The organism is Bartonella sp. CL434QHHD (assembly GCF_042195145.1).
Classification (GTDB): domain Bacteria; phylum Pseudomonadota; class Alphaproteobacteria; order Rhizobiales; family Rhizobiaceae; genus Bartonella.
The window spans coordinates 44,467-67,936 of record NZ_JBHINT010000040.1; the positions used below are offsets into that span (position 1 = coordinate 44,467).

General features: G+C 39.9%; 31 protein-coding genes and 1 pseudogene. All 32 read right to left on the minus strand.

The window, feature by feature from the left end; genetic code table 11:
* Nucleotides 1-1,123 precede the first annotated feature (1,123 nt).
* On the minus strand, nucleotides 1,124-3,790 hold the full coding sequence (gene alaS / locus ACFILN_RS07005; RefSeq protein ID WP_375671162.1) for an alanine--tRNA ligase: 2,667 nt from the start codon (nucleotides 3,788-3,790) through the stop codon (nucleotides 1,124-1,126).
* A gap of 205 nt (nucleotides 3,791-3,995) precedes the next feature.
* Nucleotides 3,996-5,039: a recombinase RecA gene (gene recA, locus ACFILN_RS07010; RefSeq protein WP_273791424.1), complete on the minus strand. Its 1,044-nt coding sequence runs from the start codon at nucleotides 5,037-5,039 to the stop codon at nucleotides 3,996-3,998.
* A gap of 965 nt (nucleotides 5,040-6,004) precedes the next feature.
* Nucleotides 6,005-7,330, minus strand: coding sequence for a replication-associated recombination protein A (locus ACFILN_RS07015; protein WP_375643221.1), 1,326 nt, complete (start codon nucleotides 7,328-7,330; stop codon nucleotides 6,005-6,007).
* 8 nt (nucleotides 7,331-7,338) lie between these two features.
* Nucleotides 7,339-8,733: a DegQ family serine endoprotease gene (locus ACFILN_RS07020; protein WP_273791422.1), complete on the minus strand. Its 1,395-nt coding sequence runs from the start codon at nucleotides 8,731-8,733 to the stop codon at nucleotides 7,339-7,341.
* A 268-nt stretch (nucleotides 8,734-9,001) separates the two neighbouring features.
* Nucleotides 9,002-9,430: a 50S ribosomal protein L17 gene (rplQ, locus tag ACFILN_RS07025; RefSeq protein WP_273791421.1), complete on the minus strand. Its 429-nt coding sequence runs from the start codon at nucleotides 9,428-9,430 to the stop codon at nucleotides 9,002-9,004.
* Nucleotides 9,431-9,454: 24 nt separating this feature from the next.
* Nucleotides 9,455-10,468: a DNA-directed RNA polymerase subunit alpha gene (locus tag ACFILN_RS07030; RefSeq protein ID WP_273791420.1), complete on the minus strand. Its 1,014-nt coding sequence runs from the start codon at nucleotides 10,466-10,468 to the stop codon at nucleotides 9,455-9,457.
* A 94-nt stretch (nucleotides 10,469-10,562) separates the two neighbouring features.
* Nucleotides 10,563-10,952 carry a 30S ribosomal protein S11 gene (gene rpsK, locus ACFILN_RS07035; RefSeq protein ID WP_007347762.1) on the minus strand — a complete coding sequence of 130 codons (390 nt, stop codon included), beginning with the start codon at nucleotides 10,950-10,952 and terminating at the stop codon, nucleotides 10,563-10,565.
* A 116-nt stretch (nucleotides 10,953-11,068) separates the two neighbouring features.
* The gene (gene rpsM / locus ACFILN_RS07040) at nucleotides 11,069-11,437 is read right to left on the minus strand and encodes a 30S ribosomal protein S13 (protein WP_026500557.1); all 369 of its coding nucleotides are present in this window, start codon (nucleotides 11,435-11,437) and stop codon (nucleotides 11,069-11,071) included.
* A 180-nt stretch (nucleotides 11,438-11,617) separates the two neighbouring features.
* The gene (locus ACFILN_RS07045) at nucleotides 11,618-12,196 is read right to left on the minus strand and encodes an adenylate kinase (RefSeq protein WP_375631284.1); all 579 of its coding nucleotides are present in this window, start codon (nucleotides 12,194-12,196) and stop codon (nucleotides 11,618-11,620) included.
* On the minus strand, nucleotides 12,193-13,539 hold the full coding sequence (secY, locus tag ACFILN_RS07050; protein WP_273791418.1) for a preprotein translocase subunit SecY: 1,347 nt from the start codon (nucleotides 13,537-13,539) through the stop codon (nucleotides 12,193-12,195). Before secY ends, ACFILN_RS07045 begins: the two co-directional genes overlap by 4 nt.
* Nucleotides 13,540-13,701: 162 nt before the next feature.
* Nucleotides 13,702-14,169, minus strand: coding sequence for a 50S ribosomal protein L15 (gene rplO, locus ACFILN_RS07055; RefSeq protein WP_273791417.1), 468 nt, complete (start codon nucleotides 14,167-14,169; stop codon nucleotides 13,702-13,704).
* A gap of 20 nt (nucleotides 14,170-14,189) precedes the next feature.
* Nucleotides 14,190-14,396, minus strand: a complete 207-nt coding sequence (rpmD, locus tag ACFILN_RS07060) for a 50S ribosomal protein L30 (RefSeq protein ID WP_375631283.1) — start codon at nucleotides 14,394-14,396, stop codon at nucleotides 14,190-14,192.
* A 31-nt stretch (nucleotides 14,397-14,427) separates the two neighbouring features.
* Nucleotides 14,428-14,976 (minus strand): 30S ribosomal protein S5, encoded by a 549-nt coding sequence (rpsE, locus tag ACFILN_RS07065; protein WP_273791415.1) that lies wholly within the window; start codon nucleotides 14,974-14,976, stop codon nucleotides 14,428-14,430.
* Nucleotides 14,977-15,087: 111 nt separating this feature from the next.
* Nucleotides 15,088-15,450, minus strand: coding sequence for a 50S ribosomal protein L18 (gene rplR / locus ACFILN_RS07070; protein ID WP_273791414.1), 363 nt, complete (start codon nucleotides 15,448-15,450; stop codon nucleotides 15,088-15,090).
* 12 nt (nucleotides 15,451-15,462) lie between these two features.
* Nucleotides 15,463-15,996 (minus strand): 50S ribosomal protein L6, encoded by a 534-nt coding sequence (rplF, locus tag ACFILN_RS07075; protein ID WP_273791413.1) that lies wholly within the window; start codon nucleotides 15,994-15,996, stop codon nucleotides 15,463-15,465.
* Nucleotides 15,997-16,035: 39 nt separating this feature from the next.
* Complete coding sequence (rpsH, locus tag ACFILN_RS07080) at nucleotides 16,036-16,434, minus strand: 30S ribosomal protein S8 (RefSeq protein ID WP_015856577.1); 399 nt, start codon at nucleotides 16,432-16,434, stop codon at nucleotides 16,036-16,038.
* Nucleotides 16,435-16,448: 14 nt separating this feature from the next.
* Nucleotides 16,449-16,754: a 30S ribosomal protein S14 gene (rpsN, locus tag ACFILN_RS07085; RefSeq protein ID WP_273791412.1), complete on the minus strand. Its 306-nt coding sequence runs from the start codon at nucleotides 16,752-16,754 to the stop codon at nucleotides 16,449-16,451.
* 24 nt (nucleotides 16,755-16,778) lie between these two features.
* Nucleotides 16,779-17,336, minus strand: a complete 558-nt coding sequence (gene rplE, locus ACFILN_RS07090; protein ID WP_273791411.1) for a 50S ribosomal protein L5 — start codon at nucleotides 17,334-17,336, stop codon at nucleotides 16,779-16,781.
* Nucleotides 17,329-17,643 carry a 50S ribosomal protein L24 gene (rplX, locus tag ACFILN_RS07095; RefSeq protein WP_015856579.1) on the minus strand — a complete coding sequence of 105 codons (315 nt, stop codon included), beginning with the start codon at nucleotides 17,641-17,643 and terminating at the stop codon, nucleotides 17,329-17,331. Before rplX ends, rplE begins: the two co-directional genes overlap by 8 nt.
* A gap of 12 nt (nucleotides 17,644-17,655) precedes the next feature.
* Entirely contained in the window at nucleotides 17,656-18,024 is a 369-nt protein-coding gene (rplN, locus tag ACFILN_RS07100) for a 50S ribosomal protein L14 (protein ID WP_004855715.1), read from the minus strand.
* Nucleotides 18,025-18,168: 144 nt separating this feature from the next.
* On the minus strand, nucleotides 18,169-18,408 hold the full coding sequence (gene rpsQ, locus ACFILN_RS07105) for a 30S ribosomal protein S17 (RefSeq protein WP_012231991.1): 240 nt from the start codon (nucleotides 18,406-18,408) through the stop codon (nucleotides 18,169-18,171).
* An 11-nt stretch (nucleotides 18,409-18,419) separates the two neighbouring features.
* On the minus strand, nucleotides 18,420-18,620 hold the full coding sequence (gene rpmC, locus ACFILN_RS07110) for a 50S ribosomal protein L29 (RefSeq protein ID WP_273791410.1): 201 nt from the start codon (nucleotides 18,618-18,620) through the stop codon (nucleotides 18,420-18,422).
* A 12-nt stretch (nucleotides 18,621-18,632) separates the two neighbouring features.
* Nucleotides 18,633-19,046 carry a 50S ribosomal protein L16 gene (gene rplP / locus ACFILN_RS07115; RefSeq protein WP_273791409.1) on the minus strand — a complete coding sequence of 138 codons (414 nt, stop codon included), beginning with the start codon at nucleotides 19,044-19,046 and terminating at the stop codon, nucleotides 18,633-18,635.
* A 36-nt stretch (nucleotides 19,047-19,082) separates the two neighbouring features.
* Nucleotides 19,083-19,793 (minus strand): 30S ribosomal protein S3, encoded by a 711-nt coding sequence (gene rpsC / locus ACFILN_RS07120; protein WP_273791408.1) that lies wholly within the window; start codon nucleotides 19,791-19,793, stop codon nucleotides 19,083-19,085.
* Nucleotides 19,793-20,182 carry a 50S ribosomal protein L22 gene (rplV, locus tag ACFILN_RS07125; RefSeq protein ID WP_273791407.1) on the minus strand — a complete coding sequence of 130 codons (390 nt, stop codon included), beginning with the start codon at nucleotides 20,180-20,182 and terminating at the stop codon, nucleotides 19,793-19,795. Before rplV ends, rpsC begins: the two co-directional genes overlap by 1 nt.
* A gap of 2 nt (nucleotides 20,183-20,184) precedes the next feature.
* Complete coding sequence (gene rpsS, locus ACFILN_RS07130) at nucleotides 20,185-20,463, minus strand: 30S ribosomal protein S19 (RefSeq protein WP_004855734.1); 279 nt, start codon at nucleotides 20,461-20,463, stop codon at nucleotides 20,185-20,187.
* A gap of 15 nt (nucleotides 20,464-20,478) precedes the next feature.
* A complete protein-coding gene (gene rplB / locus ACFILN_RS07135; protein WP_273791406.1) occupies nucleotides 20,479-21,312 on the minus strand; it encodes a 50S ribosomal protein L2 in 834 nt (277 codons plus the stop codon).
* A gap of 20 nt (nucleotides 21,313-21,332) precedes the next feature.
* Complete coding sequence (locus ACFILN_RS07140; RefSeq protein ID WP_273723987.1) at nucleotides 21,333-21,626, minus strand: 50S ribosomal protein L23; 294 nt, start codon at nucleotides 21,624-21,626, stop codon at nucleotides 21,333-21,335.
* A complete protein-coding gene (gene rplD, locus ACFILN_RS07145; RefSeq protein WP_273791405.1) occupies nucleotides 21,623-22,243 on the minus strand; it encodes a 50S ribosomal protein L4 in 621 nt (206 codons plus the stop codon). Before rplD ends, ACFILN_RS07140 begins: the two co-directional genes overlap by 4 nt.
* Nucleotides 22,244-22,245: 2 nt before the next feature.
* Nucleotides 22,246-22,983 (minus strand): 50S ribosomal protein L3, encoded by a 738-nt coding sequence (gene rplC, locus ACFILN_RS07150; protein WP_273791404.1) that lies wholly within the window; start codon nucleotides 22,981-22,983, stop codon nucleotides 22,246-22,248.
* A 27-nt stretch (nucleotides 22,984-23,010) separates the two neighbouring features.
* The gene (gene rpsJ, locus ACFILN_RS07155; protein ID WP_005773267.1) at nucleotides 23,011-23,319 is read right to left on the minus strand and encodes a 30S ribosomal protein S10; all 309 of its coding nucleotides are present in this window, start codon (nucleotides 23,317-23,319) and stop codon (nucleotides 23,011-23,013) included.
* Between the two features lie 60 nt (nucleotides 23,320-23,379).
* A pseudogene (locus tag ACFILN_RS07160) lies at nucleotides 23,380-23,470 on the minus strand (elongation factor Tu); the annotation flags it as partial.

The following is a 23,470-nucleotide window of genomic DNA, read 5'->3' on the forward strand; positions in this document are numbered from 1 at the left end:
CCACAATTCATTTTAGGTATTTAAGAAAAATATTAAAACAGTTTAGTATTTTCTCTGCTATTGCAATTTTACTAGATTAGAACAAAAATATTTTCCTATATCTGTGCATATTGACGAGTATACATTCTCATTTAGGGAAAATGTAAAGGTAAAAACAATTTCCAGTTTTATCGTCTTCTTTTTACTCAGCTTTACGAATTTCAAAACGAACTAAAGAAACATCTTTTAAATAATGAATATTATGTATTGCTTTGCACTTTTGTTTATCACGTTCTTTATAGTCCTCTCATAAAGAACAGAACATCATTGTTTTGCACATTCATATGACTTTTTTAAGAAACATTTTTCAATGCTCTTAAGCCCATTTCACAACGACATTCGTGAGTGGTTTTGATTAATTTAACATACCCAGAATTTGAAATAATAAAATCCTACGAATATTCGTAGCTCTTATTCAAAAGATAAAACGATAAATTATCATTATAACTCAATGTATTAAAGCAATTTTATCATAAATAAATTAAATATTAATCTAAATCTTTAGATTTATGTGATATTCCTTTGATTTATATTGATAATTCATTACTTTATAACTTTAAATAAAGATTTATAAAGATAGGAGAATATTCTTTTCAAAACCTTTTAATAATAAACCAAAAAACTGTGTACATAACAAGCAAAATGAAAACAATAGCTCTAAGATATAACAACTCTTTTATAAGCCTTTTCAAGGAAAGAGATTTTATTCATTTGAAAACTAATCGAATAATGACAGCTTATAACTTTATAAGGAGAATCGTATGCAATAAATCTTGATTTTTCCTTTCATAAAAAGAGAGGTTTCTTTAAAAAATCTATAAGAGCAACACAATAACTAGTCTTCCTAGTAAAAGAATACACAGCAAAGCATGAAGTGCTGAATAATCTATCTTATCTTAAAAAGGTGACTCCTGAAACGCTTGGACGTTATAAAGACAAACACTGTTTTTATCTTTACAATTGTATTTTTCCCCAATTACGCTGTATCTGCATTTCAGAAATACACCAGACAGATATTCATGATACATAGATGCCAACCCAATATAACAATGTAAAAAATACCTATGCAGAATGATTTCATTCTTTAATTTTTTTCAAGAAAATCTTTTAGTGCCGCAAATGCCTCATCAGCTTTGTTCCCCTCAGGACCACCAGCCTGCGCCATATCAGGACGGCCACCTCCACCTTTACCACCAAGCATCTCTGAAAGAATACGAACGAGATCTACAGCATTTAACTTATCCGTTAAATCATCCGTAACGCCGACAACAGCACTCCCTTTTCCATCCTCCGAGACACTAATAAATGCAACCACTCCAGATCCGATTTGTTTTTTCTCAGAATCGACGAGCGCCTTAAGATCCCGTGGTAAAATATTTTTAACAACGCGTCCGGTAAAAGAAAACCCATTGATGATGATAATATCACCTTGGCTCCTTTCTGTTATTCCACCACTCAACATCATTTTCTTGCGTACATCATTCAATTCTTTTTCAAGTTTACGACGATCATCAAGCAAAATTCGCACCCGTTCTTCCACACCAGCAGAAGAAGTTTTTAAAAGATCAGCAATTTCATGAATACGTTCATCTTGGCGGCTAAGATAAAGACGTGCTTCTTTGCCTGTTAAAGCTTCAATACGCCGCACTCCAGCTGAAACAGAACTTTCAGAAACAATATGAATCAAACCGATATCACCTGTTCGCTCCACATGTGTACCTCCACAAAGCTCAATTGACCAACGCTTTTTAAATCCTCCCTTTTCAAATGGCTCCCCCATAGAAACAACGCGAACTTCATCACCATATTTTTCACCAAACAATGCCATGGCACCTTCAGAAATTGCATCATCTACAGCCATGAGGCGCGTTATTACTTTACTATTTTGCAAAATAATCTCATTGGCTAAATCTTCTATTTTTTTCAACTCTTCTGGTGAAACGGATTTTGGATGTGAAAAATCAAAACGCAACCGATCTGGCGATACAAGAGAGCCCTTTTGTGTAACATGGTCCCCCAATGTTTGGCGTAAAGCTTCGTGTAACAAATGAGTAGCAGAGTGATTCGCGCGAATTTTCTTACGACGAACAATATCAACCGTTAATTCTACACAATCAGACCTCGATGCCTGACCAGATTTCATCTCCCCAATATGGATAAAAACACCATCACCCTTTCTTTGGGTATCATGCACCTTAAAAATAAAATTTTCACCAGAAATGATACCGCTATCACCAATTTGCCCACCAGATTCACCATAAAAAGGTGTCTGATTAACAACAAGCATAGCTTTCTGATCTGAAGAAATATGATCAACAATTTTACCATCACATACAAGAGCTGTAAGAATACCTTTCGCTGTCTCAGTTTCATAACCTAAAAACTCTGTGGCCCCCACTTGATCACGAACAGAAAACCAGATTTTCTCTGTTACAGCTTCTCCAGAACCAGACCAATTGGCACGTGCTTCCTCTTTTTGGCGTTCCATCGCTTTATCAAAAGCACCAACGTCAACAGATATTCCGCGACGACGAAGAACATCTTGCGTCAAATCAAGCGGAAAACCATAGGTATCATAAAGTTTGAAAGCAACTTCACCATTCAAATAGTCTCCTTCTTTAAGATCGGTACTTGCTTCGTTCAACAAACCAAGTCCTCGTTCAAGCGTTTTACGAAAACGTATTTCTTCTAACCTTAAAGTTTCTGAAATCAAAGATTCAGCACGCACCAACTCAGGATAAGCTTGTCCCATTTCGCGATTTAAAGCAGGCAAAAGTCGCCACATTAAGGGCTCTTTAGCACCAAGAAGATGCGCATGACGCATAGCACGACGCATAATACGACGTAAAACATATCCTCTTCCTTCATTAGAAGGAAGCACACCATCAGCAATCAAAAATGCCGATGAGCGAAGATGATCAGCAATGACACGATGGCTGGCAATAAAATCACCCTTTGCCTCAATCCCTGTAATTTCTTCTGATGCAGCAATTAATGCACGAAAAAGATCAATGTCATAATTATCATGAACGCCCTGTAAAACAGCAGCAATACGCTCTAATCCCATGCCTGTATCAATAGAAGGGTGAGGTAAGTTAACACGTTTTTCCTTGGAAACTTGCTCATACTGCATAAAAACAAGATTCCAAATCTCAATAAAGCGATCACCATCTTCTTCCATACTTCCAGGAGGACCGCCCCAGATTTCATCACCATGATCATAAAAAATCTCCGAACAAGGCCCACAAGGGCCTGTTTCTCCCATCGACCAAAAATTATCAGCTGTCGCAATACGGACAATTTTTTCATCTGGAAGACCTGAAATTTTACGCCACAGTTCAGCAGCAACATCATCACTCTGATAAACTGTCACCAACAATTTATCTTTTGGCAGGCAAAATTCCTTTGTTAAAAGATTCCATGATAAAAAAATGGCTTCTTCTTTGAAATAATCACCGAAAGAAAAATTACCCAGCATTTCAAAAAATGTATGATGGCGCGCCGTATATCCAACATTATCAAGATCATTATGCTTTCCACCCGCACGAACACATTTTTGTGCCGTTGTTGCCTGCGTATAAGAAGGTTGTTCAAGTCCAGTAAAAACATTTTTAAACTGCACCATCCCTGCATTTGTAAACATAAGTGTAGGATCATTCCGCGGAACAAGCGGACTAGAAGAAAGAACTTTATGCCCATTACGATGAAAATAATCCAAAAATATTGACCGAATATTATTAACACTATTCATGTTGACACCTGCTCAATACAGCACAAAACCATAAAAGAAAAATCCCCCTCATTAAATTCTCTTCGCCACGCATGGAGTCAATTTAATCAAAAATGGAATATTTGTTTTAAAAAATTGAGAAAAAAATGACTGCGTATTTAAAAACTCAAACAAAAAAACAGAAAAATCTGAAAGGGAAAAAATTATAGACGAAAAAAACACTCCATCAAATGGCTTCATCACTTTCTATATTTTCTGACCCTGCATTTTCTAACAGTTCAATCGCAATCAAACCAGCATTTTGGCGCAAAGCTGCTTCAATCTCTGTAGCTATTTCCACATGTTCACGTAAAAACTGCTTTGCATTCTCACGCCCCTGTCCTAAACGCTGAGAATTATAAGAAAACCATGCACCAGATTTTTCCACAACACCAACCTTGACACCCAAATCAATCAATTCACCTACTTTGGAAATACCTTCACCATAAATAATATCAAACTCAACCTGCTTAAATGGAGGTGCCAATTTATTTTTCACCACTTTAACGCGCGTCTGATTACCAACGATTGAATCCCTATCTTTAATGGATCCAATGCGACGAATATCTAAACGAACAGAAGCATAAAACTTTAAAGCGTTTCCACCCGTTGTCGTTTCAGGAGAACCAAACATCACACCAATTTTCATGCGAATTTGATTAATAAAAACAACCATACAGTTAGAGCGAAAAATTGCTGCGGTTAATTTTCGTAACGCTTTACTCATTAACCGAGCTTGCAATCCGGGCAAAGCATCACCCATTTCACCGTCAATTTCTGCTCGCGGAGTTAAAGCTGCGACAGAATCCACAACAAGCACATCAACTGCACCAGAACGAACCAACGTTTCTGTAATTTCCAATGCCTGTTCACCGGTATCTGGCTGAGAAATGAACAAGTTTTCTAAATCAACACCAAGCTTACGCGCATAAATAGGATCAAGCGCATGCTCTGCATCAATAAAAGCACAAATCCCACCACCTTTCTGTGCCTCAGCAATAGCATGGAGAGCCAATGTTGTTTTCCCAGAACTTTCTGGTCCATAAATCTCAACAATACGCCCCTTCGGTAATCCACCAATCCCTAAAGCAATATCCAAGGATAACGACCCTGTTGGAATTGTTTCAATTTCAACAACCTGCTCTTTTTGCCCAAGACGCATAATCGAGCCTTTACCAAAAGAACGTTCAATTTGTGAGAGAGCAGCATCGAGAGCTTTTGTTTTATCCACGATTATATCCTTGACCGAATTCATAATAACCTAAAAATTTAGTGTACACTGTACTTTTAATTTAACTAAAGGCTTGAGTTTAGATTTTCACAGACTATTTCCATTCCTATCTCCACATTATGCCCATAAACATTCATGACCATCACAATAAAGAATTGGCATTGCTTATCTTATGACACATAATAAACTCTAATAAAGTAATATCTCTATGGGAGCATAGTTAACATATTTATATCTCTCTAGAAAAGGAACAATTTAATTTTAAACACAATGTTCTACAGCCCTTCTGCTTATCCCTTTGATTAAATACTTGAGAGACTAAGAATTCTCCTGCTATTGATCACAAAAAAACGCATCATCAATCAACCTCATACCCTATTGCATCGAAGAACAAAACGCCATTGTGTTGCATATTCATACACTTGATTTAAGAAACATCTCTCAAAACTTCTAAGCTCGTTTTGTGACAACACCTATGAATGTGGTATACTACAAAACCCTTTAGGCGCCACCATCTTTACTCTATGGAAGGAGAAAGCCGGCACCCATCACACTATTTATCATCCCCCAATGTTGCAACAGTTCTCGGCACTTGAGACAATTCATAAGAAGGATTTTTAGTCCTTTCTTGTACAGTTTTTATCACACGGTAATCCTGCTTGTAACATGCAAGTAAATGATTTGATTGATTCAACAAATAACAGACTTGGGATGAGAGAAATTTACGGTATTTGAAACTTTCATTCAACTTACGAAACAGTCTATTATTATAAGTCAATATATTATTTAATAAAACCAAAAAAAATAAAGCAGCTTAAAAGTTGAATGATATATTTAAATTTGAAAAACTATGTACTTTCGAAGATATCAAAAAAAATCTCTACAAGCAATGCAATAAATGTTTAAAATATAAGCTAAATTTCTCATACAATAACATAAGAGATCAATAAAAAACGTATTTCAACTCAAATTTTATTTTGATCTTTACGTTTTTTGCGCAACTGTTGCCACCACTCAAGACGTTTCACAATTTCACGCTCAAAACCACGCTCAACTGGTTTATAATAACTCTGACGCCCAAGTTTTTCGGGAAAATATTCTTGTCCTGAAAAAGCGTCTGGTTCATCATGGTCATAACAATAACCACTTCCATACCCTTCTTCCTTCATAAATTTCGTAGGAGCATTAAGAATATGCTTAGGAGGTGATAAAGAGCCATTTTTGCGCGCACAACGCAGTGCTGCTTTATACGCGAGATATGCTGCATTTGACTTTGGCGCAGTTGCAACATAAAGACATGCTTGCGCCAAAGCCAACTCTCCTTCTGGTGATCCTAAATAATCATAGGCATCTTTTGCTGCATTACAAATGACAAGAGCTTGAGGATCCGCCAAACCAATATCTTCAACAGCCATACGAACCAATCTTCGCCCAATATAGAGAGGATCTTCACCAGCATCCAACATACGTGCCAAATAATAAAGCGCAGCATCAGGATCAGATCCACGAACGGATTTATGCAACGCTGAAATGAGATTATAATGCCCATCTCGTCCTTTATCATAAATGGGCGCACGACGCTGAATAACTTTTTGCAAAGCAACAACATCAAGAATCTCTCCCAATGGAGCAATAGACCAAACTTCCTCTGCCAATGTCAACGCTACCCGCGCATCACCATCAGACATCTCTATCAAAACGTCTCTGGCATCATTATCCAAGGGAAGAGTTTTTCCCTCCACTTCTTCAGCACGCTTCAAAAGCATGTCCAAACTTTCATGATCATGAGAAAGAAATGTTAAAACACGTGCACGCGAAAGAAGGGCAGCATTCAGTTCAAAAGAAGGATTTTCGGTTGTTGCACCTATAAGTACCACAGTACCCTCTTCCATCACAGAAAGAAAACTATCCTGCTGAGCACGATTAAACCGATGAATTTCATCAACAAAGAGAAGTGTTTTATCCCCAGATATAAAACGCCTCTGCGCAACTTCAAAAATTTTTTTAAGTTCAGAAACTCCTGTAAAAATAGCAGAAACCTGTTCAAACGCGAAATTTGTTTCAAGGGCTAACAAACGTGCAACGGTCGTTTTTCCCGTCCCTGGAGGTCCCCAAAAAATCATCGATCCAATTGAGCCAGTTGCCGCCATACGTGAAAGCAAACCATCCTCTCCAATCAAATGCTTTTGTCCCACAACATCATTGAGAGAACAAGGGCGCATTCTTTCTGCAAGTGGCTGATTTTTATTAACTTGAAAATCAAACGACGAAGTAAAAAAATCTTTCTTCAAAAAAAACCTCAACGAATAAATTGGCGAATATACATACCATCACGTTCATATTCCAATTGCCACATATTTGAGCGACCTTGCATAAGAACCTTTTTCAACTGATGAACTGTTTGAATTTTATGGCCATTTACAACACGTAGAATATCTCCTGACTGAAAAATTCCAGCTGCATTGCTCATTTCCTCAAGATTGGTAATCACAACCCCTTTTGCAGATATAGGAAGATGAAAACGTCGACTATTTTGCGGTGTTAAATCTAACACCTCAGCACCAGCAAGAGGACTGTCACCCGTAATTTTTTCAGATTTTAAAAATGCAGTTTCTGATATTGATGAAACTGTTATTTGTGTTTTTAAAGTTTTTCCACTTCGTAAATATTCCAAGGCAAGACTATGCTCAACGTCAGCTGTCATCAAACGATAACCAAGACTATCTGGACTGTCAACGCGTACCCCCTGCACACTCAAAATAACATCACCTACTTTCAATCCAGCTTTTTCAGCAGGACTATCTTTGATAACTTCAATAATCAGAGCACCATAGGGACGTTCTAAACCTAAACCACCAGCAATATCAGGTGTAACATTTTGAAAAGAAGCCCCAATATAAGGCGGCACAAAATATTTTCCACCGCGTTTAACAGTATTAAGCATTACTTTTACAAGATTAACTGGAATAGCAAAACCAATCCCTACCGAACCACCGGAACGCGAATAAATAGCCGTATTAATTCCGATTAACTGACCTTTCATATCAATTAAAGCGCCACCAGAATTCCCTGGATTAATGGCTGCGTCTGTTTGAATAAAAAAGTCAAAATCAGAAATCCCAACACGTGTACGCGCTTGCGCTGAAACAATACCACTTGTAACTGTTTGACCAACACCAAAAGGATTACCAATAGCCAGAACAAGATCACCAACTTCAACAGCATCAGAATTTCCCAAAGAAAGAACAGGAAATTGAGCATCTTTTTCCTCAACTTCAAGAATTGCAATATCAGTCGCTTCATCTTTGAGCACAACCTTACTCTCAAACTCCCGCCCATCAGAAAAAGCCACTTTAATTTCGCTTGCATCTTTAATGACGTGGTAATTTGTAACAATCAAACCACGTGCATCAACAATCACCCCTGATCCTAATGACGATTGCTTACGAACAGGAAATTTATTTTGAAAACGACCAAAAAATTGCTCAAAAAATGGATCGCCTTCAAAAGGTGATCGTGCTCTAATTTGTCGAGCTGCATAAATATTTACAACAGATGGAACTGTCTTTTTAACTAAAGGAGAAAATGAAAGAGTGATTTCTGTTTGTGTTTGAGGAACATGAGCATATACATGATCAAATGATATCTGCATCATAATTGCAAAAAAAATCCGCACCCAAAAAGAATACCTCATAATCCACTCCTTATAAAATCAGCACATTCTGTTGAAGATTAATAGAATAAAAAAACGCATCCCCGCAAATTAAGGATCTCTATTAATATTTCATAATAGAGAATAAAAACAACCTATTTGAACAATAAATATTATAAAAATAAGATAATTCAATACTCTATAATTTTCTCTCTGCACCTATTTCTCAACTAAAATAAACTTAAAAATACTCACAAAAAAACCGCCCAAAACAAGGCGGCCTTTAAAAATCCAACAGAATAAAAAAACTCTACGAAGATGTTCCCTTTTCATTCTCAGAAGCCTCCATGCGAGCACGATCCCCAGCACCCTTCGCTTCAACATCACGATCAACAAACTCTATAACAGCCATGGGTGCATTATCACCGGTACGAAACCCCGCTTTCATAATACGCAAATACCCACCGTTGCGTGATGCATAACGTGGCGCAAGCGTATCAAATAATTTTGCAACCTTTCCCGCATCACGAAGTGCTGCAATTGCTTGCCGACGCGCATGCAAACCACCACGCTTACCAAGAGTAACAAGTTTTTCAACAATAGGACGAATTTCTTTAGCCTTTGGAAGCGTTGTCACAATCTGCTCATGCTCGATCAACGAAGTTGCCATATTTGCAAACATCGCTTTACGGTGACTGGCAGTACGATTCAACTTGCGTCCTGACTTACTATGGCGCATAAGCCCTCTCCTTAAATTCTAATTTTAATATTGATCTTCATAACGTTTTGCAAGATCATCAATGTTCTCAGGCGGCCACGCAGGAATTTCCATTCCAAGATGTAAACCCATACACGCCAAAACTTCTTTAATCTCATTCAACGATTTGCGACCAAAATTCGGTGTCCGAAGCATTTCAGATTCTGTTTTTTGAATCAGATCACCAATATAGACAATATTATCATTCTTAAGACAATTTGCCGAACGAACTGAAAGTTCTAATTCATCCACTTTTTTGAGAAGTGCAGGATTAAAAGAAAGCTCAGAATCAACCTCTTCAATAGGCTCCTTCTGTGGCTCTTCAAAGTTAATAAATAACGATAATTGATCCTGAAGAATGCGTGCTGCAAAAGCAACAGCATCCTCTCCATTAACAGCACCATTCGTTTCAATCGTTAAGGTCAATTTATCATAATCCAAAACTTGACCTTCACGCGTATTTTCCACTTTATAAGAAACTTTACGAATTGGTGAATAAAGACTATCAATTGGAATAAGCCCTATACGTGCATCATCAACACAATTACGATCAGATGGAACATAACCCTTTCCTGTGTTGACAATAAATTCCATACGAATCTCAGCATCTTCATCAAGAGTACAAATAACATGATCTGGATTTAGAATTTCCATATCCCCGACTGTACTGATATCTCCCGCTTTCACGACACCAGGCCCCTCTTTATAAACGACGACACGTTTAGGCCCTTCTTCTTCCATACGAAGCGCAATTTCTTTTATATTCAGAATAATATCCGTAACATCCTCACGCACACCTGGAATCGATGAAAATTCATGCAAGACACCGTCAATCTGCACAGCAGTAATAGCAGCACCACGAAGCGAAGATAACAACACGCGACGAAGCGCATTTCCTAAGGTTAAACCAAAACCACGCTCAAGAGGCTCAGCAATCACACTTATAATATTTGGATTATCATGTGCACATGATTCAACCTTATTGGGTTTAATAAGTTCCTGCCAGTTTTTCTGGATCATATTTTTATTCCCGTTCTTTAGTTCCGTTACCATTCAATCGTAACGACCAATGTGAACATCAGAGAAATCTCCGACAACAAAAAACAACACCCAATTAAACACGCCGCCTTTTCCGTGGACGACATCCATTATGAGGAATTGGTGTTACATCGCGAATAGAAGTAATGACAAAACCAACAGATTGCAATGCACGTAGAGCAGATTCACGCCCTGATCCAGGCCCACAAACTTCGACTTCCAAAGAACGCATACCATGCTCTTGCGCTTTTCTTGCACAATCCTCCGCAGCAACTTGAGCAGCAAAAGGTGTCGATTTACGCGCACCTTTAAACCCCTGAGCCCCAGCAGATGACCAAGCAATTGCATTACCCTGAGCATCAGTAATAGTAATCATTGTGTTATTAAATGTTGAATTAATATGCACAACACCCGATGAAATATTCTTACGTTCGCGACGACGAACACGTGTGGCTTCCTTGGCCATAATTTCCCTTTCAACGATCTCATCACTGCCGTAACATCAGCAGCTCCACCTTTTTTTTCCTTGTCAAACAAATCAAACAAGAAAAAAGAATATATAAAAACCTTCCACAAAGGCCCTTATTTCTTCTTACCAGCAATTGCCTTAGCCGGACCTTTACGCGTACGGGCATTCGTATGTGTACGCTGTCCTCGGACAGGCAAAGACCGGCGATGACGCAATCCTCGATAACAACCAAGGTCCATCAAACGCTTAACATTCATAGCAACCTCACGACGAAGATCACCTTCAACTTGATAGCCCTGATCTATAGCCTCACGAATCTGCAGCACCTCAGCATCTGAAAGCTCATGCACACGACGCCCCAAAGGAATGCCAACTCTTTCAATAATTTCTTGAGCAAATTTTGGTCCAATCCCGTGGATATATTGAAGCGCAATAATTACACGCTTATTTGTCGGGATATTGACGCCAGCAATACGAGCCACGCCTACTCTCCTTAGTTATTTTGACAAATTGTTATAAAATACCTGATATACCTTACAGAAAAAAATAGACTCAGAAAAAAATTCTTCCGAATCCTCTTATTTCACTAAAATAAATTAAATTTACTTCTGATAGATTTCATCTCAAAAGTCAACTCTTTTCATTTATTTCTAAAAAAAATCTCATGAAAGAAAACTTCTAATCATACGTGTCACTTCAGCAACACCAATCATTCCATCAACAACTTTCAACATTCCCCTCTCTGAATAAAACTTTGATAAGGGAGCTGTTTTTTCACGATATTCCACTAATCTTTTTGCAAAAGCAACAGGATTGTCATCTAAACGAACCTGTCCACCAGCCGCTATTGTTTCCTCAACACGCTTCTTCATACGTTCAATCAACACGTCTTCATCAACACACAACTCAATAACAGCATTAAGCCGCGTATTTTTTGAATCCAGTATCTGTTGCAACGCTTCCGCCTGCCCCACAGTTCGCGGATATCCATCCAAAACAAAACCGTTTACACAATCAGCTTCATCAATCCGATCTGATACGATTTGGTTAACAATACTATCAGGAACCAAAGCACCAGAACTTATAATAGCTTTAGCTTTTTTACCAATCTCCGTTTCTTTGGCAATCACCTCACGCAACATATCCCCTGTTGATAAATGAGGAATGTTATATTCCTCAGTCAACATTTTTGCTTGCGTACCTTTTCCCGCTCCAGGAGGACCTAAAAGAATAACTCTCATCGATTCCTTCTACCTCCACGAAGTTTTGATTTTTTTATCAACCCTTCATATTGGTGGGCAACAAGATGCCCCTGAATTTGAGCAACCGTATCAAGTGTAACAGTAACAACAATCAACAAGGATGTTCCCCCAAGATAAAAAGGAACCTGTAATGCAGATATCATAAATTCAGGTAACAAACAAACCAAGATAATATAAACAGCGCCCACAACAGTAATACGCGTCAAAACGTAATCAATATATTCAGCTGTACGCTCACCTGGACGAATCCCTGGAATAAAACCAGAATGCTTTTTCAACTGATCTGCAGTATCACTTGGATTAAACACAATAGCTGTATAAAAAAAGCAAAAAAACGCCATTAAAAATGCATAAACAATCATATAAAGTGGCTGTCCATGACCAAGAGCATAAGAAATCTCCTGAACCCATTGTGGCATTTTATCAGAAAAATTATTAATAGTGGCAGGCAATAATAATAAAGATGAAGCAAAAATAGGTGGAATAACACCAGCAGTATTCAACTTTAAAGGAAGATGCGACATATCTCCTTGAAACATTTGATTACCGACCTGACGTTTCGGATATTGGATAAGAATTCGCCGTTGTGCACGCTCTATAAAAACAATAAGCCCAATAACCAAAACAGCAATAAGAACGATTCCTATTAAAAGAAAAGTTGATAAATCAGCCTGACTATGAGCTGTCAAAAGCTGAGCAAAAGTAGAAGGAAAGTTGGCTACAATCCCTGTAAAAATGATAAGAGAAACCCCATTACCAACACCACGTGACGTAATTTGCTCGCCAAGCCACATAAGAAACATCGTTCCGCCAACAAGTGTAATAACAGAAGAAAAACGAAACATAAGACCTGGTTCTAAAACAATTTGAAGCCCCGACCCTATACCGCTTTCAAGCGCAACCGCAATACCAAAAGCTTGTAGAATTGCCAATACGACTGTTACATAACGCGTATATTGATTGATAATCTTACGACCTAAATCCCCTTCTTTTTTAAGAGTCTCCAAAGAAGGAATAATAGATGTTAACAATTGCACAATAATAGATGCCGATATATAAGGCATGATACCCAGCGCAAAAATAGCCATACGCCCAACGGCACCTCCAGCAAACATATTAAAGAGTCCTAATACACCAGACGCGTGATGTTCAAATGTTTGCCGCAAAGCATCGATATTGATACCTGGAAGAGAGATGTAAGTGCCAAAACGATATACAAGAAGCGCCAACAGAGTAAACCAGATGCGTTTCTTTAATTCAGTTGCACGCGAAAAGGTACCGAAGTTTATATTGGAAGCAAATTGCTCTGCTGCTGATGCCATAAAACGTCTCCACTTTACACTCCAGTTCTTTAAATCACAGAAGTATAATCCTAAAATTCACATACGCATACACAAATAAATGCAGAACTTAAACAAGTCTCCACAAAAGATCCCACAAAACAAATATAATTCTTCTTTAGGTCTCTATTCATATTAAAAAAATTATCGAGCAATATCAGGAAAAATGACCTGACCACCCACTTTTTCAATCTTAACACGAGCAGCTTGTGAAGCACCAGAAACATGAAAGGTAATCTTAGCCTTCAAATCACCATCAGAAAGAAGACGAACCCCATCTTTTTCACGACGAATAATACCAGACTCTTTCAAAGCAATCATATCAACAGGCTTTTCAATATTCAACTTACCCGCATCAACTGCCAACTGAATACGTCCTAGTGAAACTTCATTGTAGGTTTTGGCAAAGAAATTTCTAAATCCACGTTTTGGCAAACGACGATAGATAGGCATTTGCCCACCTTCAAAACCATTAAGGGAAACACCAGAACGTGACTTTTGCCCTTTTACACCACGACCACCAGTCTTACCCATACCGGAACCAATGCCACGCCCAACACGCTTACGATTTTTTATTGCGCCTTCGCAATCACGCAGTTCATTGAGTTTCATATATAATACTCCCGCAACCCTTAACCTTCATCTATAACGCGAACAAGATGCCGAACCCGAGCAATCATACCCCGCACACAAAGTGTATCATCTAAAACGCGCCGACGACGCATTTTATTTAGTCCAAGCCCCTTTAAGGTTGCACGCTGAATCTGTGAGTTTCGAATAGGGCTTCCAATTTGCTCCACCGTCACAGTTTTATTACTCTGAGATTTTTTCTGAACCATTTCCTAATTCCTTTTCTGATAATCTCAGAAACTACCCTTCTAGGTCAACTAAATGGCGACGACGCGCCTGCAAAGTCGAATATTTTATACCACGTTGAGCAGCAATATCTCTAGGATGCATTTGATGTTTCAATGCATCAAATGTTGCACGAACCATGTTATAAGGATTCGACGATCCTAGCGATTTTGCAACGACATCCTGCATACCAAGAGCTTCAAAAATAGCACGCATCGGTCCCCCAGCAATAATACCAGTACCAGCAGAAGCCGAACGTAGCAAAACACGCCCAGCTCCGTGACGACCTTCAAGATCATGATGCAATGTACGCCCAGACCGAAGTGGAACATAAATCATCCCACGCTTTGCAGATTCCGTTGCTTTACGAACGGCTTCGGGAACTTCGCGGGCTTTACCATGTCCAAAACCCACACGTCCTTTTTGATCTCCAACGACAACAAGAGCAGCAAAACCAAAACGCCGACCACCTTTTACAACTTTAGCAACACGATTGATATGAACGAGCCTATCGACAAATTCATTATCGCGTTCTTCTCTATCACCACGTTCTTTTTGTGCCATTCCTCATTCCTTTTTCTTTTCCGGAAGCACGATAACAAAGTCCCTCACCAAACTGGAAGAACTTAAACGAAAAACTCTAAACTCTCCTTACTCATTCATAAATAAGAAATTTTAGAAATTCAAACCACCTTCACGAGCAGCCTCAGCTAAAGCTTTGACGCGACCATGGTACACATACGCTCCACGATCAAAAACCACCTCATTAACACCCGCTTTCTTCGCACGCTCAGCAATTAACTTACCAACAGCAAAAGCTGCCTTTTTATCAGCACCACTCTTTAACGACTTTTTTAAATCACTTTCAAGAGTAGAGGCTGAAACAAGTGTACATCCCCGCAAATCATCGATAACTTGAGCATAAATGTTCTGATTTGAACGATAAACACTAAGCCGAGGACGATCATGAGAAACCATTTTAATTCTACGACGAACACGCCTTGCACGACGTTGGATAATGTCCTTAGATGAAACCATAATACAAAATCCTTATTTCTTTTTACCTTCTTTACGGAAGATACGTTCATCTGCATGCTTAACACCCTTACCTTTATAAGGCTCAGGCCTACGATACTCCCGAATCTCCGCTGCAACTTGTCCAACTTGCTGTTTATCAATTCCAGAAACAACAATTTCTGTTGGCTTAGGAACAGTCACAGTAACACCTGACGGAACTTTATAAACCACATCATGCGAAAAGCCCAGAGATAGTTGAACATCCTTACCCTGCAAAGCAGCACGATAACCAACCCCATTAATCTCCAACCTCTTTTCAAAACCATCTTTCACACCACAAAAAATGTTCTCAATCATTGAGCGCGACATTCCCCATTTAGAACGCGCATCTTTTGACTGATCCCGCGGCATAACTGATATGATATTTTCCTCAAGTTTGACTAAGACTTCATCATTGACGACGTAACTCAGCTCACCTTTTGGACCTTTTGCCTTAACCAACTGACCTTCAACAGTAGCAGTAACTCCAGAAGGAATTGAAATGGGTTTCTTTCCAATACGAGACATTGTTCTAACCTACTTTTTCTTCCGTTTTCTTGACATAACTTAGAAAACACGACAAAGGAGTTCTCCACCAACATTCTGTTCACGCGCCTCATGATCTGCCATGACGCCTTTAGGAGTCGATAAAATCGAAATACCGAGGCCATTAGCCACCTGTGGAAGTGACTTAGCAGAAACATACACACGACGCCCTGGCTTTGACACACGTGAAATCTCACGAATAGCAGCCAGCCCTTCAAAATACTTCAATTCGATTTCAATCTCAGCTTTCCCATCACCTAAATCAATTTGATTATATCCGCGAATATAACCTTCCGACTGAAGAACATCAAGAACGTGCGCACGAAGCTTCGAAGCTGGAGTAACTACTTTACCTTTTTTACGACCAAGTGCATTACGAATACGTGTTAACATATCACCAAGAGGATCTGACATAGACATTAAATAATCTCCTCTTACCAACTAGATTTTACAATACCAGGAATATAGCCAATAGAGCCAAGCTCACGCAACGCAATTCGCGACATTTTTAATTTACGATAATAAGCCCGCGGACGACCTGAAACCTCACAGCGATTACGAATACGAACTTTCGAAGAATTACGCGGTAACTCTGCCAACTGAACAGAAGCTTTAAAACGTTCTTCAAGAGAAACCTTCTGATCCATAACTATTGCTTTCAAACGTGCACGACGGGCAGCATAACGCTTTACCATCACCTCACGACGCTTATTTTTTTCAACGGCACTTACTTTGGCCATAATTTCACCTCACTATGCTTGCCGTTACGAACGAAAAGGAAAATTAAAAGCACGCAATAATTCACGAGCCTCATCATCCGTTTTTGCTGTCGTACAAACGATAATATCCATGCCCCAAATTTGATCAACTTTATCATAGTTGATTTCTGGAAACACAATGTGTTCTTTAATACCCATAGCAAAATTGCCACGACCATCAAAACTCTTTGGATTTAAACCACGAAAGTCACGAACCCGCGGAAGAGCAATCGTAACAAGACGATCTAAAAACTCAAACATACGATCTTTACGCAATGTAACTTTAGCCCCAAGAGGCATTCCTTCACGAACCTTAAAGGTCGCAATAGAATTACGCGCACGCGTAACAACAGCCTTCTGACCCGTTATTAGCCCTAAATCCTCAGCAGCAAGGGAAGGCTTCTTCGAATCAGCAGTTGCTTCACCTATGCCCATATTTATTACAACTTTATCAATCCGCGGAATTTGCATCGCATTTCTGTAATTAAACTTCTCTTGAAGCGCTTTACGAATCACTTCAAAATAATGCGCTTTCATACGCGGTACTTGTCTTTCCTCAGCCATTAATCAACTCTCCCGAACGCTTGGCAAAACGCACCTTATTACCATCTGCATTCATACGAAAGCCTACACGTGTAGGCTTACCATCTTTAGGATCAGCAATCGCCAAATTAGACAGATGAATCGGAGCTTCTTTAGAAATAATTCCAGCCTCTTGCTTCTGCGTTTGACGTTGATGACGTTTAATCATATTAATCCCACGAACAAAAGCCTTATTCTCTTTTGGACTAACCTTAATTACTTCACCACTACATCCTTTATCCTTACCGGACAAAACAACAACTTTATCACCTTTTCGAATCTTCTGCATAACATTTACTCCTTATAGAACTTCAGGAGCAAGCGAGATGATCTTCATATGATTCCTACCACGCAATTCGCGGGGAACAGGTCCAAAGATACGAGTACCAATCGGCTCTTTTTTATTATCCACTAAAACCGCAGCATTACTATCAAAACGAATGACACTACCATCTGCGCGACGAATATCCTTAGCAGTACGAACCACAACAGCTTTCATAACATCACCTTTTTTAACACGGCCACGAGGAATTGCATCCTTAACCGAAACAACAATAATGTCACCGACCGAAGCATATTTCCGCTTTGAACCGCCTAACACCTTGATGCACATGACACGACGCGCTCCAGAATTATCAGCAACGTCGAGATTTGTTTGCATCTGAATCATGACTGGCCACCTTCTCTTAACACATATATCCGATTGTACCTTTTATACACTCGGATTTGCCTGCCAAATAACGATAAATTCATCGCCTTCAAATTTATCAATGATAAAAACACTGTTAAATTCTAAAACAATAAACTTAACCCATTACGCTACATTGTCTTTTACAACAATCCAACATTTATCTTTCGAAATTGGTCTAGATTCTTGAATAGAAACTTGATCCCCAATCTTGAATTGGTTGTTTTCGTCATGCGCTTTATAATTTTTAGACTGCCGAACAGTCTTCTTAAGAAGCGGATGAGAATAACGGCGTTCAACTTTGACAACAACAGTCTTATCACTTTTGTCGCTAATAACAACACCCTGCAAAACGCGTTTAGGCATCTCTTATTTCCTTAAACCTTAGTTTCACTTATCTTTTGACGAAGAAAAGTTTTAATACGCGCGATATCACGACGAACTTGTCTAACACGCGCAGTCTTTTCTAATTGACCTGTTGCTTTTTGAAAACGCAAATTAAATTGCTCTTTCTTTAACTTAGCCAATTCATCTTTCATTTGGTCGAGCGTTTGCGCCCGTAATTCTGTGGCTCTCATCGCTTAACCTCATTATTCAGCAATACGCTGGATGAAACGCGTTTTTATAGGCAACTTTGCAGCACCCAACCTTAGCGCTTCACGTGCAACATCTTCCGGAACTCCATCAAGCTCAAACATGACGCGCCCAGGAGCAACACGTGCAGCCCAATAATCAACACTTCCCTTACCTTTACCCATACGAACTTCAGTCGGTTTAGATGTAACCGGAAGATCTGGAAAAATGCGAATCCACACACGACCAGAACGCTTCATATAACGTGTAATCGCACGACGCGCCGCTTCAATTTGACGAGCAGTAACCCGCTCCGGCTCAACAGCCTTCAAACCGTAGGCACCGAAATTCAAATCCGTACCACCCTTCGCAGAACCGTGAATACGGCCTTTGAACTGTTTACGGAACTTTGTGCGCTTTGGCTGCAACATTGTTCTCTACTCCAAATTTTAGTTCAATCTCAAAAACTAAGCATTTTCGCGGCGACGATTCGATGAAGAACCAGATTGATCAGCTTCCGTAGCACGACGTTCTGAAGCCATCGGATCATGCTCAAGAATCTCACCCTTAAAGACCCAAACTTTAATACCACAAATACCATAAGCGGTCTTAGCTTCTGCTGTACCGTAATCAACATCAGAACGCAAGGTATGAAGTGGAACACGACCTTCACGATACCATTCCATACGAGCAATTTCAGCACCACCAAGACGGCCAGAACAATTGATACGAATACCTTCCGCACCAAGACGCATAGCAGACTGAACAGCACGCTTCATTGCACGACGAAAAGCAACACGACGCTCTAACTGTTGAGCAATTGATTGCGCAATAATTGTCGCATCAATCTCCGGTTTACGAATCTCCACAATATTCAATGAAGTTTCAGCATCCGTCATTTCTGAAAGCTTACGACGAAGCTTTTCGATATCAGCACCCTTTTTACCAATAATCAAACCAGGACGTGCAGAATGAATCGTAATACGACACTTCTTATGAGGACGCTCAATAACAACCTTAGAAATAGCCGCCTGTTTAAGCTCCTCAAGCACATATGAACGAATTTTCAAATCTTCATGAAGAAGGCGCCCATATTCACCACTATCAGCATACCAACGAGAGTCCCAAGTCCGATTAACACCAAGACGAAGTCCTATTGGATTGATCTTCTGCCCCATTACGCGGCCTCCACTTTTTCGGTAACTTCACGAACAATAACAGTAAGATGCGAAAATGGACGTTCAATTCTACTAGCACGCCCTCGACCACGAACATGAAAGCGCTTCATCACTATCGACTTACCAACATAAGCTTCCGCCACAACAAGCGAATCAATATCAAGATCGTGGTTATTTTCTGCATTTGCAATTGCTGATTCAAGCGTTTTTTTCACAGTAGCAGCAATACGCTTGCGTGAAAACATCAAATCAGCGAGCGCTACATTAACTCTTTTACCACGAATCATTGCAGCAACTAAATTAAGCTTCTGCGGACTAACACGAATTGTCCGCGTGACAGCTCTTGCTTCATTATCTTTAAGCTGGCGCGAAACTTTAGCTTTTCCCATTCCTACTTCCTCTTCGCTTTTTTATCGGCACCATGACCATAATAAGTCCGGGTAGGAGCGAACTCACCAAACTTATGCCCAACCATCTCTTCAGAAACAGAAACAGGAATATGCTTATTACCGTTGTAAACACCAAAAGTTAAACCAACAAATTGCGGTAAAATAGTAGAGCGACGACTCCATATTTTTATAACTTCATTGCGCCCACTTGCACGTACCTTCTCTGCTTTACCAAGAAGATAGCCGTCAACAAACGGACCTTTCCACACTGAACGAACCACTTCAGACTACCTTTCTCATTTCTTGCGTTGATGACGCGTACGCATAATAAATTTATCAGTGGCTTTATTGGAGCGCGTACGCTTACCTTTCGTAGGTTTACCCCAAGGAGATACTGGATGGCGCCCCCCCGATGTACGACCTTCACCACCACCGTGCGGATGATCAACGGGGTTCATAGCAACACCACGAACATGTGGACGTTTACCACGCCAACGTGACCGACCCGCCTTACCATCATTAATATTCCCATGATCAGGATTTGAAACAGCGCCAACAGTTGCAAAACAGCTACTCGGAACCAAACGCTGTTCACCAGAATTTAAACGAAGAATAGCCATACCATGATCTCGTCCAACCAACTGCGCATAAGCACCTGCTGAACGCGCAATCTGCCCTCCTTTTCCTGGCTTCATCTCAACATTATGAATAATTGTGCCTACTGGCATATTACCAAGAGGCATAGCATTACCTGGTTTAACATCCACATTTAAACCAGCCATAACAGAATCACCAACACCAAGACGCTGTGGCGCAAGAATATAACTCAATTGCCCATCCTCATAGCGGATTAAAGCAATAAAAGCGGTACGATTAGGATCGTATTCTAAACGCTCAACCTTTGCTGAAACATCACGTTTAAGACGCTTAAAGTCGACAAACCGATAACTACGTTTATGTCCACCACCCTGAAAACGAGCAGTAACACGACCGCGATTATTACGTCCACCCTTTGAAGACAAACCTTCAGTTAACATCTTTATAGGTTTTCCCTTATAAAGACAAGAACGTTCCACAATAACAAGCTGACGCTGCCCAGGTGTAGTTGGATTAAATTGCTTAAGTGCCATTATTCCTATCTCCGAGCCTCTTAAAGACCTGTCGAAACGTCGATAGTCTGACCACTGGCCAGAGTTACGATCGCTTTTTTGACATCACTCTGCCGACCAACTATACCTTTGAAACGCTTCACTTTACCCTTACGGACTATCGTGTTAACTGCTTTAACTTTTACGCTAAAAAGCGCTTCAATAGCAGCCTTAATCTCAGGCTTCGTCGCTTTCGGCGCGACATTAAAAGCAACTTGATTATATTCAGAAATCATAGTCGCCTTTTCAGTAATAACTGGACTAATAATTATATCATAATGGCGAAGATCTGTCATTTAAAACGCTCCTCAAGAGCCTCAACAGCTGCTTTTGATAAAACAAGTTTGCTGCGACGCAAAATATCATAAACATTAATTCCCTGAATAGGCAAAATGTCAATATTAGGGATATTAGAGGCTGCACGAAAAAAGTTAATATCAATCTCTTTACCACCAATCAAGAGAGCGTTATTAAATCCAAGCTTAGAAAAATGAGAAACAAGCATCTTCGTTTTAGCATCCTTAACAGTCAACTCATCCACAATAATCAAATCTTTTGCTTTTAATTTTGCAGATAAAGCAAGACGCAACCCAAGAGCACGAATCTTTTTAGGAAGATCATGCGCATGACTGCGAACCACCGGTCCATGTGCCTTACCCCCACCTCTAAACTGCGGTGCACGTGCAGATGAATGTCGAGCACGCCCAGTTCCTTTCTGTTTAAACATTTTTGCCCCTGTTCGCGACACATCAGAACGACCTTGGGATTGATGACTTCCCTGCTGACGACGTGCAAGCTGCCAACGAACAACACGTTGCAAAATATCCTCACGCGGAACAAGATCAAAAATAGCTTCAGAAACCTTTAATTTGCCAGCTTCATTACCATCAAGAGTTTTAATTACAAGATCCATTATTAGGCTCCCTCAACTTCAGAGGTTTCCGTCACCGGAGTAACCATTTCCGCTTTCTCCTTCACAAGACGGCGAATACCGGCAGGCTTTGGAGCATTATCAGGAAGACGCTTCTTCACAGCATCCCGTATCAAAATCCAAGAACCTTTAGAACCAGAAACAGCACCACGCACTAAAATTAAACCACGCTCACTATCAGTGGAAATAACTTCAATATTCTGTGTTGTTACACGCACTTGCCCCATATGGCCGGCCATTTTTTTGCCTTTAAAAACTTTACCAGGATCTTGGCACTGCCCTGTAGAACCATGAGCACGATGTGTGATCGAATTACCATGGGAAGCACGATGCCCACCAAAGTTATGTCGTTTCATAACACCAGCAAACCCCTTACCAATACTGGTACCAGTCACATCAACTCTTTGTCCTGGAACAAAATGTTCCACTGTAATCTCAGTACCAACATCAAGAAGATTGTCGGGACTCACACGAAACTCTGCTATTTTGGCTTTAGGCTCAACAGAAGCCTTAGCAAAATGTCCACGAAGAGCTTGTGAAGTATTCTTAACCTTAGCAAAGCCTACACCTAATTGAACAGCAGTATAACCATTCTTTTCAACTGTACGCTGAGCAACGACTTGACAATTCTCCAAACGAAGTACCGTCACCGGCACATGCTCACCAGCATCATTATAAATACGGGTCATGCCCAGCTTCTGTGCTATTACACCTGAACGCATCGGGTCTGTTCCTTCTGTCCTCAAACCTCAGAGCTTAATTTCTACATCCACACCAGCAGAAAGATCGAGCTTCATAAGCGCATCCACTGTTTGCGGCGTTGGATCAACAATGTCAAGAAGACGCTTATGTGTTCGCATCTCAAACTGCTCACGACTTTTCTTATCGATATGCGGTCCACGATTGACCGTAAACTTCTCAATCCGCGTCGGAAGCGGAATGGGACCACGGACATTTGCACCGGTACGTTTAGCAGTCGATACAATCTCACGCGTCGACGTATCAAGAATTCTATGATCAAACGCTTTCAAGCGAATGCGAATATTCTGACTGTTCATGCTCTTTATTTCCCTGTTATACAAAGTGCATTAATAATTAAAGCACTCAACAAGCATTATTTATTCAATGATCTTAGAGACGATACCGGCACCAACAGTACGACCACCTTCACGAATAGCAAAACGAAGTTTCTCTTCCATCGCTATCGGA

Coding starts and splice junctions, on each gene's coding strand:
- rpsQ (WP_012231991.1), bottom strand. CDS start 18,408: ATGCCTAAACGCGTTTTGCAGGGTGTTGTTATTAGCGACAAAAGTGAT.
- rplX (WP_015856579.1), bottom strand. CDS start 17,643: ATGCAGAAGATTCGAAAAGGTGATAAAGTTGTTGTTTTGTCCGGTAAG.
- ACFILN_RS07020 (WP_273791422.1), bottom strand. CDS start 8,733: ATGAGGTATTCTTTTTGGGTGCGGATTTTTTTTGCAATTATGATGCAG.
- rpsK (WP_007347762.1), bottom strand. CDS start 10,952: ATGGCCAAGGAAGCCACACGTGTTCGTCGTCGCGAACGTAAGAATATT.
- rplD (WP_273791405.1), bottom strand. CDS start 22,243: ATGGATCTTGTAATTAAAACTCTTGATGGTAATGAAGCTGGCAAATTA.
- ACFILN_RS07030 (WP_273791420.1), bottom strand. CDS start 10,468: ATGATCCAGAAAAACTGGCAGGAACTTATTAAACCCAATAAGGTTGAA.
- rplP (WP_273791409.1), bottom strand. CDS start 19,046: ATGTTGCAGCCAAAGCGCACAAAGTTCCGTAAACAGTTCAAAGGCCGT.
- rplO (WP_273791417.1), bottom strand. CDS start 14,169: ATGAAACTCAATGAACTGCGTGATTGCGAAGGCGCAATAAAAAATCGT.
- secY (WP_273791418.1), bottom strand. CDS start 13,539: ATGGCATCAGCAGCAGAGCAATTTGCTTCCAATATAAACTTCGGTACC.
- rpmC (WP_273791410.1), bottom strand. CDS start 18,620: ATGAGAGCCACAGAATTACGGGCGCAAACGCTCGACCAAATGAAAGAT.
- rplF (WP_273791413.1), bottom strand. CDS start 15,996: ATGTCTCGTATTGGAAAGAAACCCATTTCAATTCCTTCTGGAGTTACT.
- rplN (WP_004855715.1), bottom strand. CDS start 18,024: ATGATTCAGATGCAAACAAATCTCGACGTTGCTGATAATTCTGGAGCG.
- rplB (WP_273791406.1), bottom strand. CDS start 21,312: ATGGCACTTAAGCAATTTAATCCAACTACACCTGGGCAGCGTCAGCTT.
- rpsH (WP_015856577.1), bottom strand. CDS start 16,434: ATGTCTATGTCAGATCCTCTTGGTGATATGTTAACACGTATTCGTAAT.
- rplQ (WP_273791421.1), bottom strand. CDS start 9,430: ATGCGCCATAGTAAGTCAGGACGCAAGTTGAATCGTACTGCCAGTCAC.
- ACFILN_RS07045 (WP_375631284.1), bottom strand. CDS start 12,196: ATGAGAGTTATTCTTTTAGGTCCTCCTGGAGCGGGAAAAGGTACGCAA.
- alaS (WP_375671162.1), bottom strand. CDS start 3,790: ATGAATAGTGTTAATAATATTCGGTCAATATTTTTGGATTATTTTCAT.
- rpmD (WP_375631283.1), bottom strand. CDS start 14,396: ATGGTTCAGAAAAAATCTCAGAGTAATAAAACTGTGACGGTGGAGCAA.
- rplC (WP_273791404.1), bottom strand. CDS start 22,983: ATGCGTTCAGGTGTAATAGCACAGAAGCTGGGCATGACCCGTATTTAT.
- rpsJ (WP_005773267.1), bottom strand. CDS start 23,319: ATGAACAGTCAGAATATTCGCATTCGCTTGAAAGCGTTTGATCATAGA.
- rpsE (WP_273791415.1), bottom strand. CDS start 14,976: ATGGCACAAAAAGAACGTGGTGATAGAGAAGAACGCGATAATGAATTT.
- rpsC (WP_273791408.1), bottom strand. CDS start 19,793: ATGGGGCAGAAGATCAATCCAATAGGACTTCGTCTTGGTGTTAATCGG.
- ACFILN_RS07140 (WP_273723987.1), bottom strand. CDS start 21,626: ATGACAGATCTTCGCCATTATGATATAATTATTAGTCCAGTTATTACT.
- rplR (WP_273791414.1), bottom strand. CDS start 15,450: ATGGTTTCATCTAAGGACATTATCCAACGTCGTGCAAGGCGTGTTCGT.
- rpsN (WP_273791412.1), bottom strand. CDS start 16,754: ATGGCCAAAGTAAGTGCCGTTGAAAAAAATAAGCGTCGTGAGGTGATG.
- rplE (WP_273791411.1), bottom strand. CDS start 17,336: ATGGCTGAGGAAAGACAAGTACCGCGTATGAAAGCGCATTATTTTGAA.
- rplV (WP_273791407.1), bottom strand. CDS start 20,182: ATGGGAAAAGCTAAAGTTTCGCGCCAGCTTAAAGATAATGAAGCAAGA.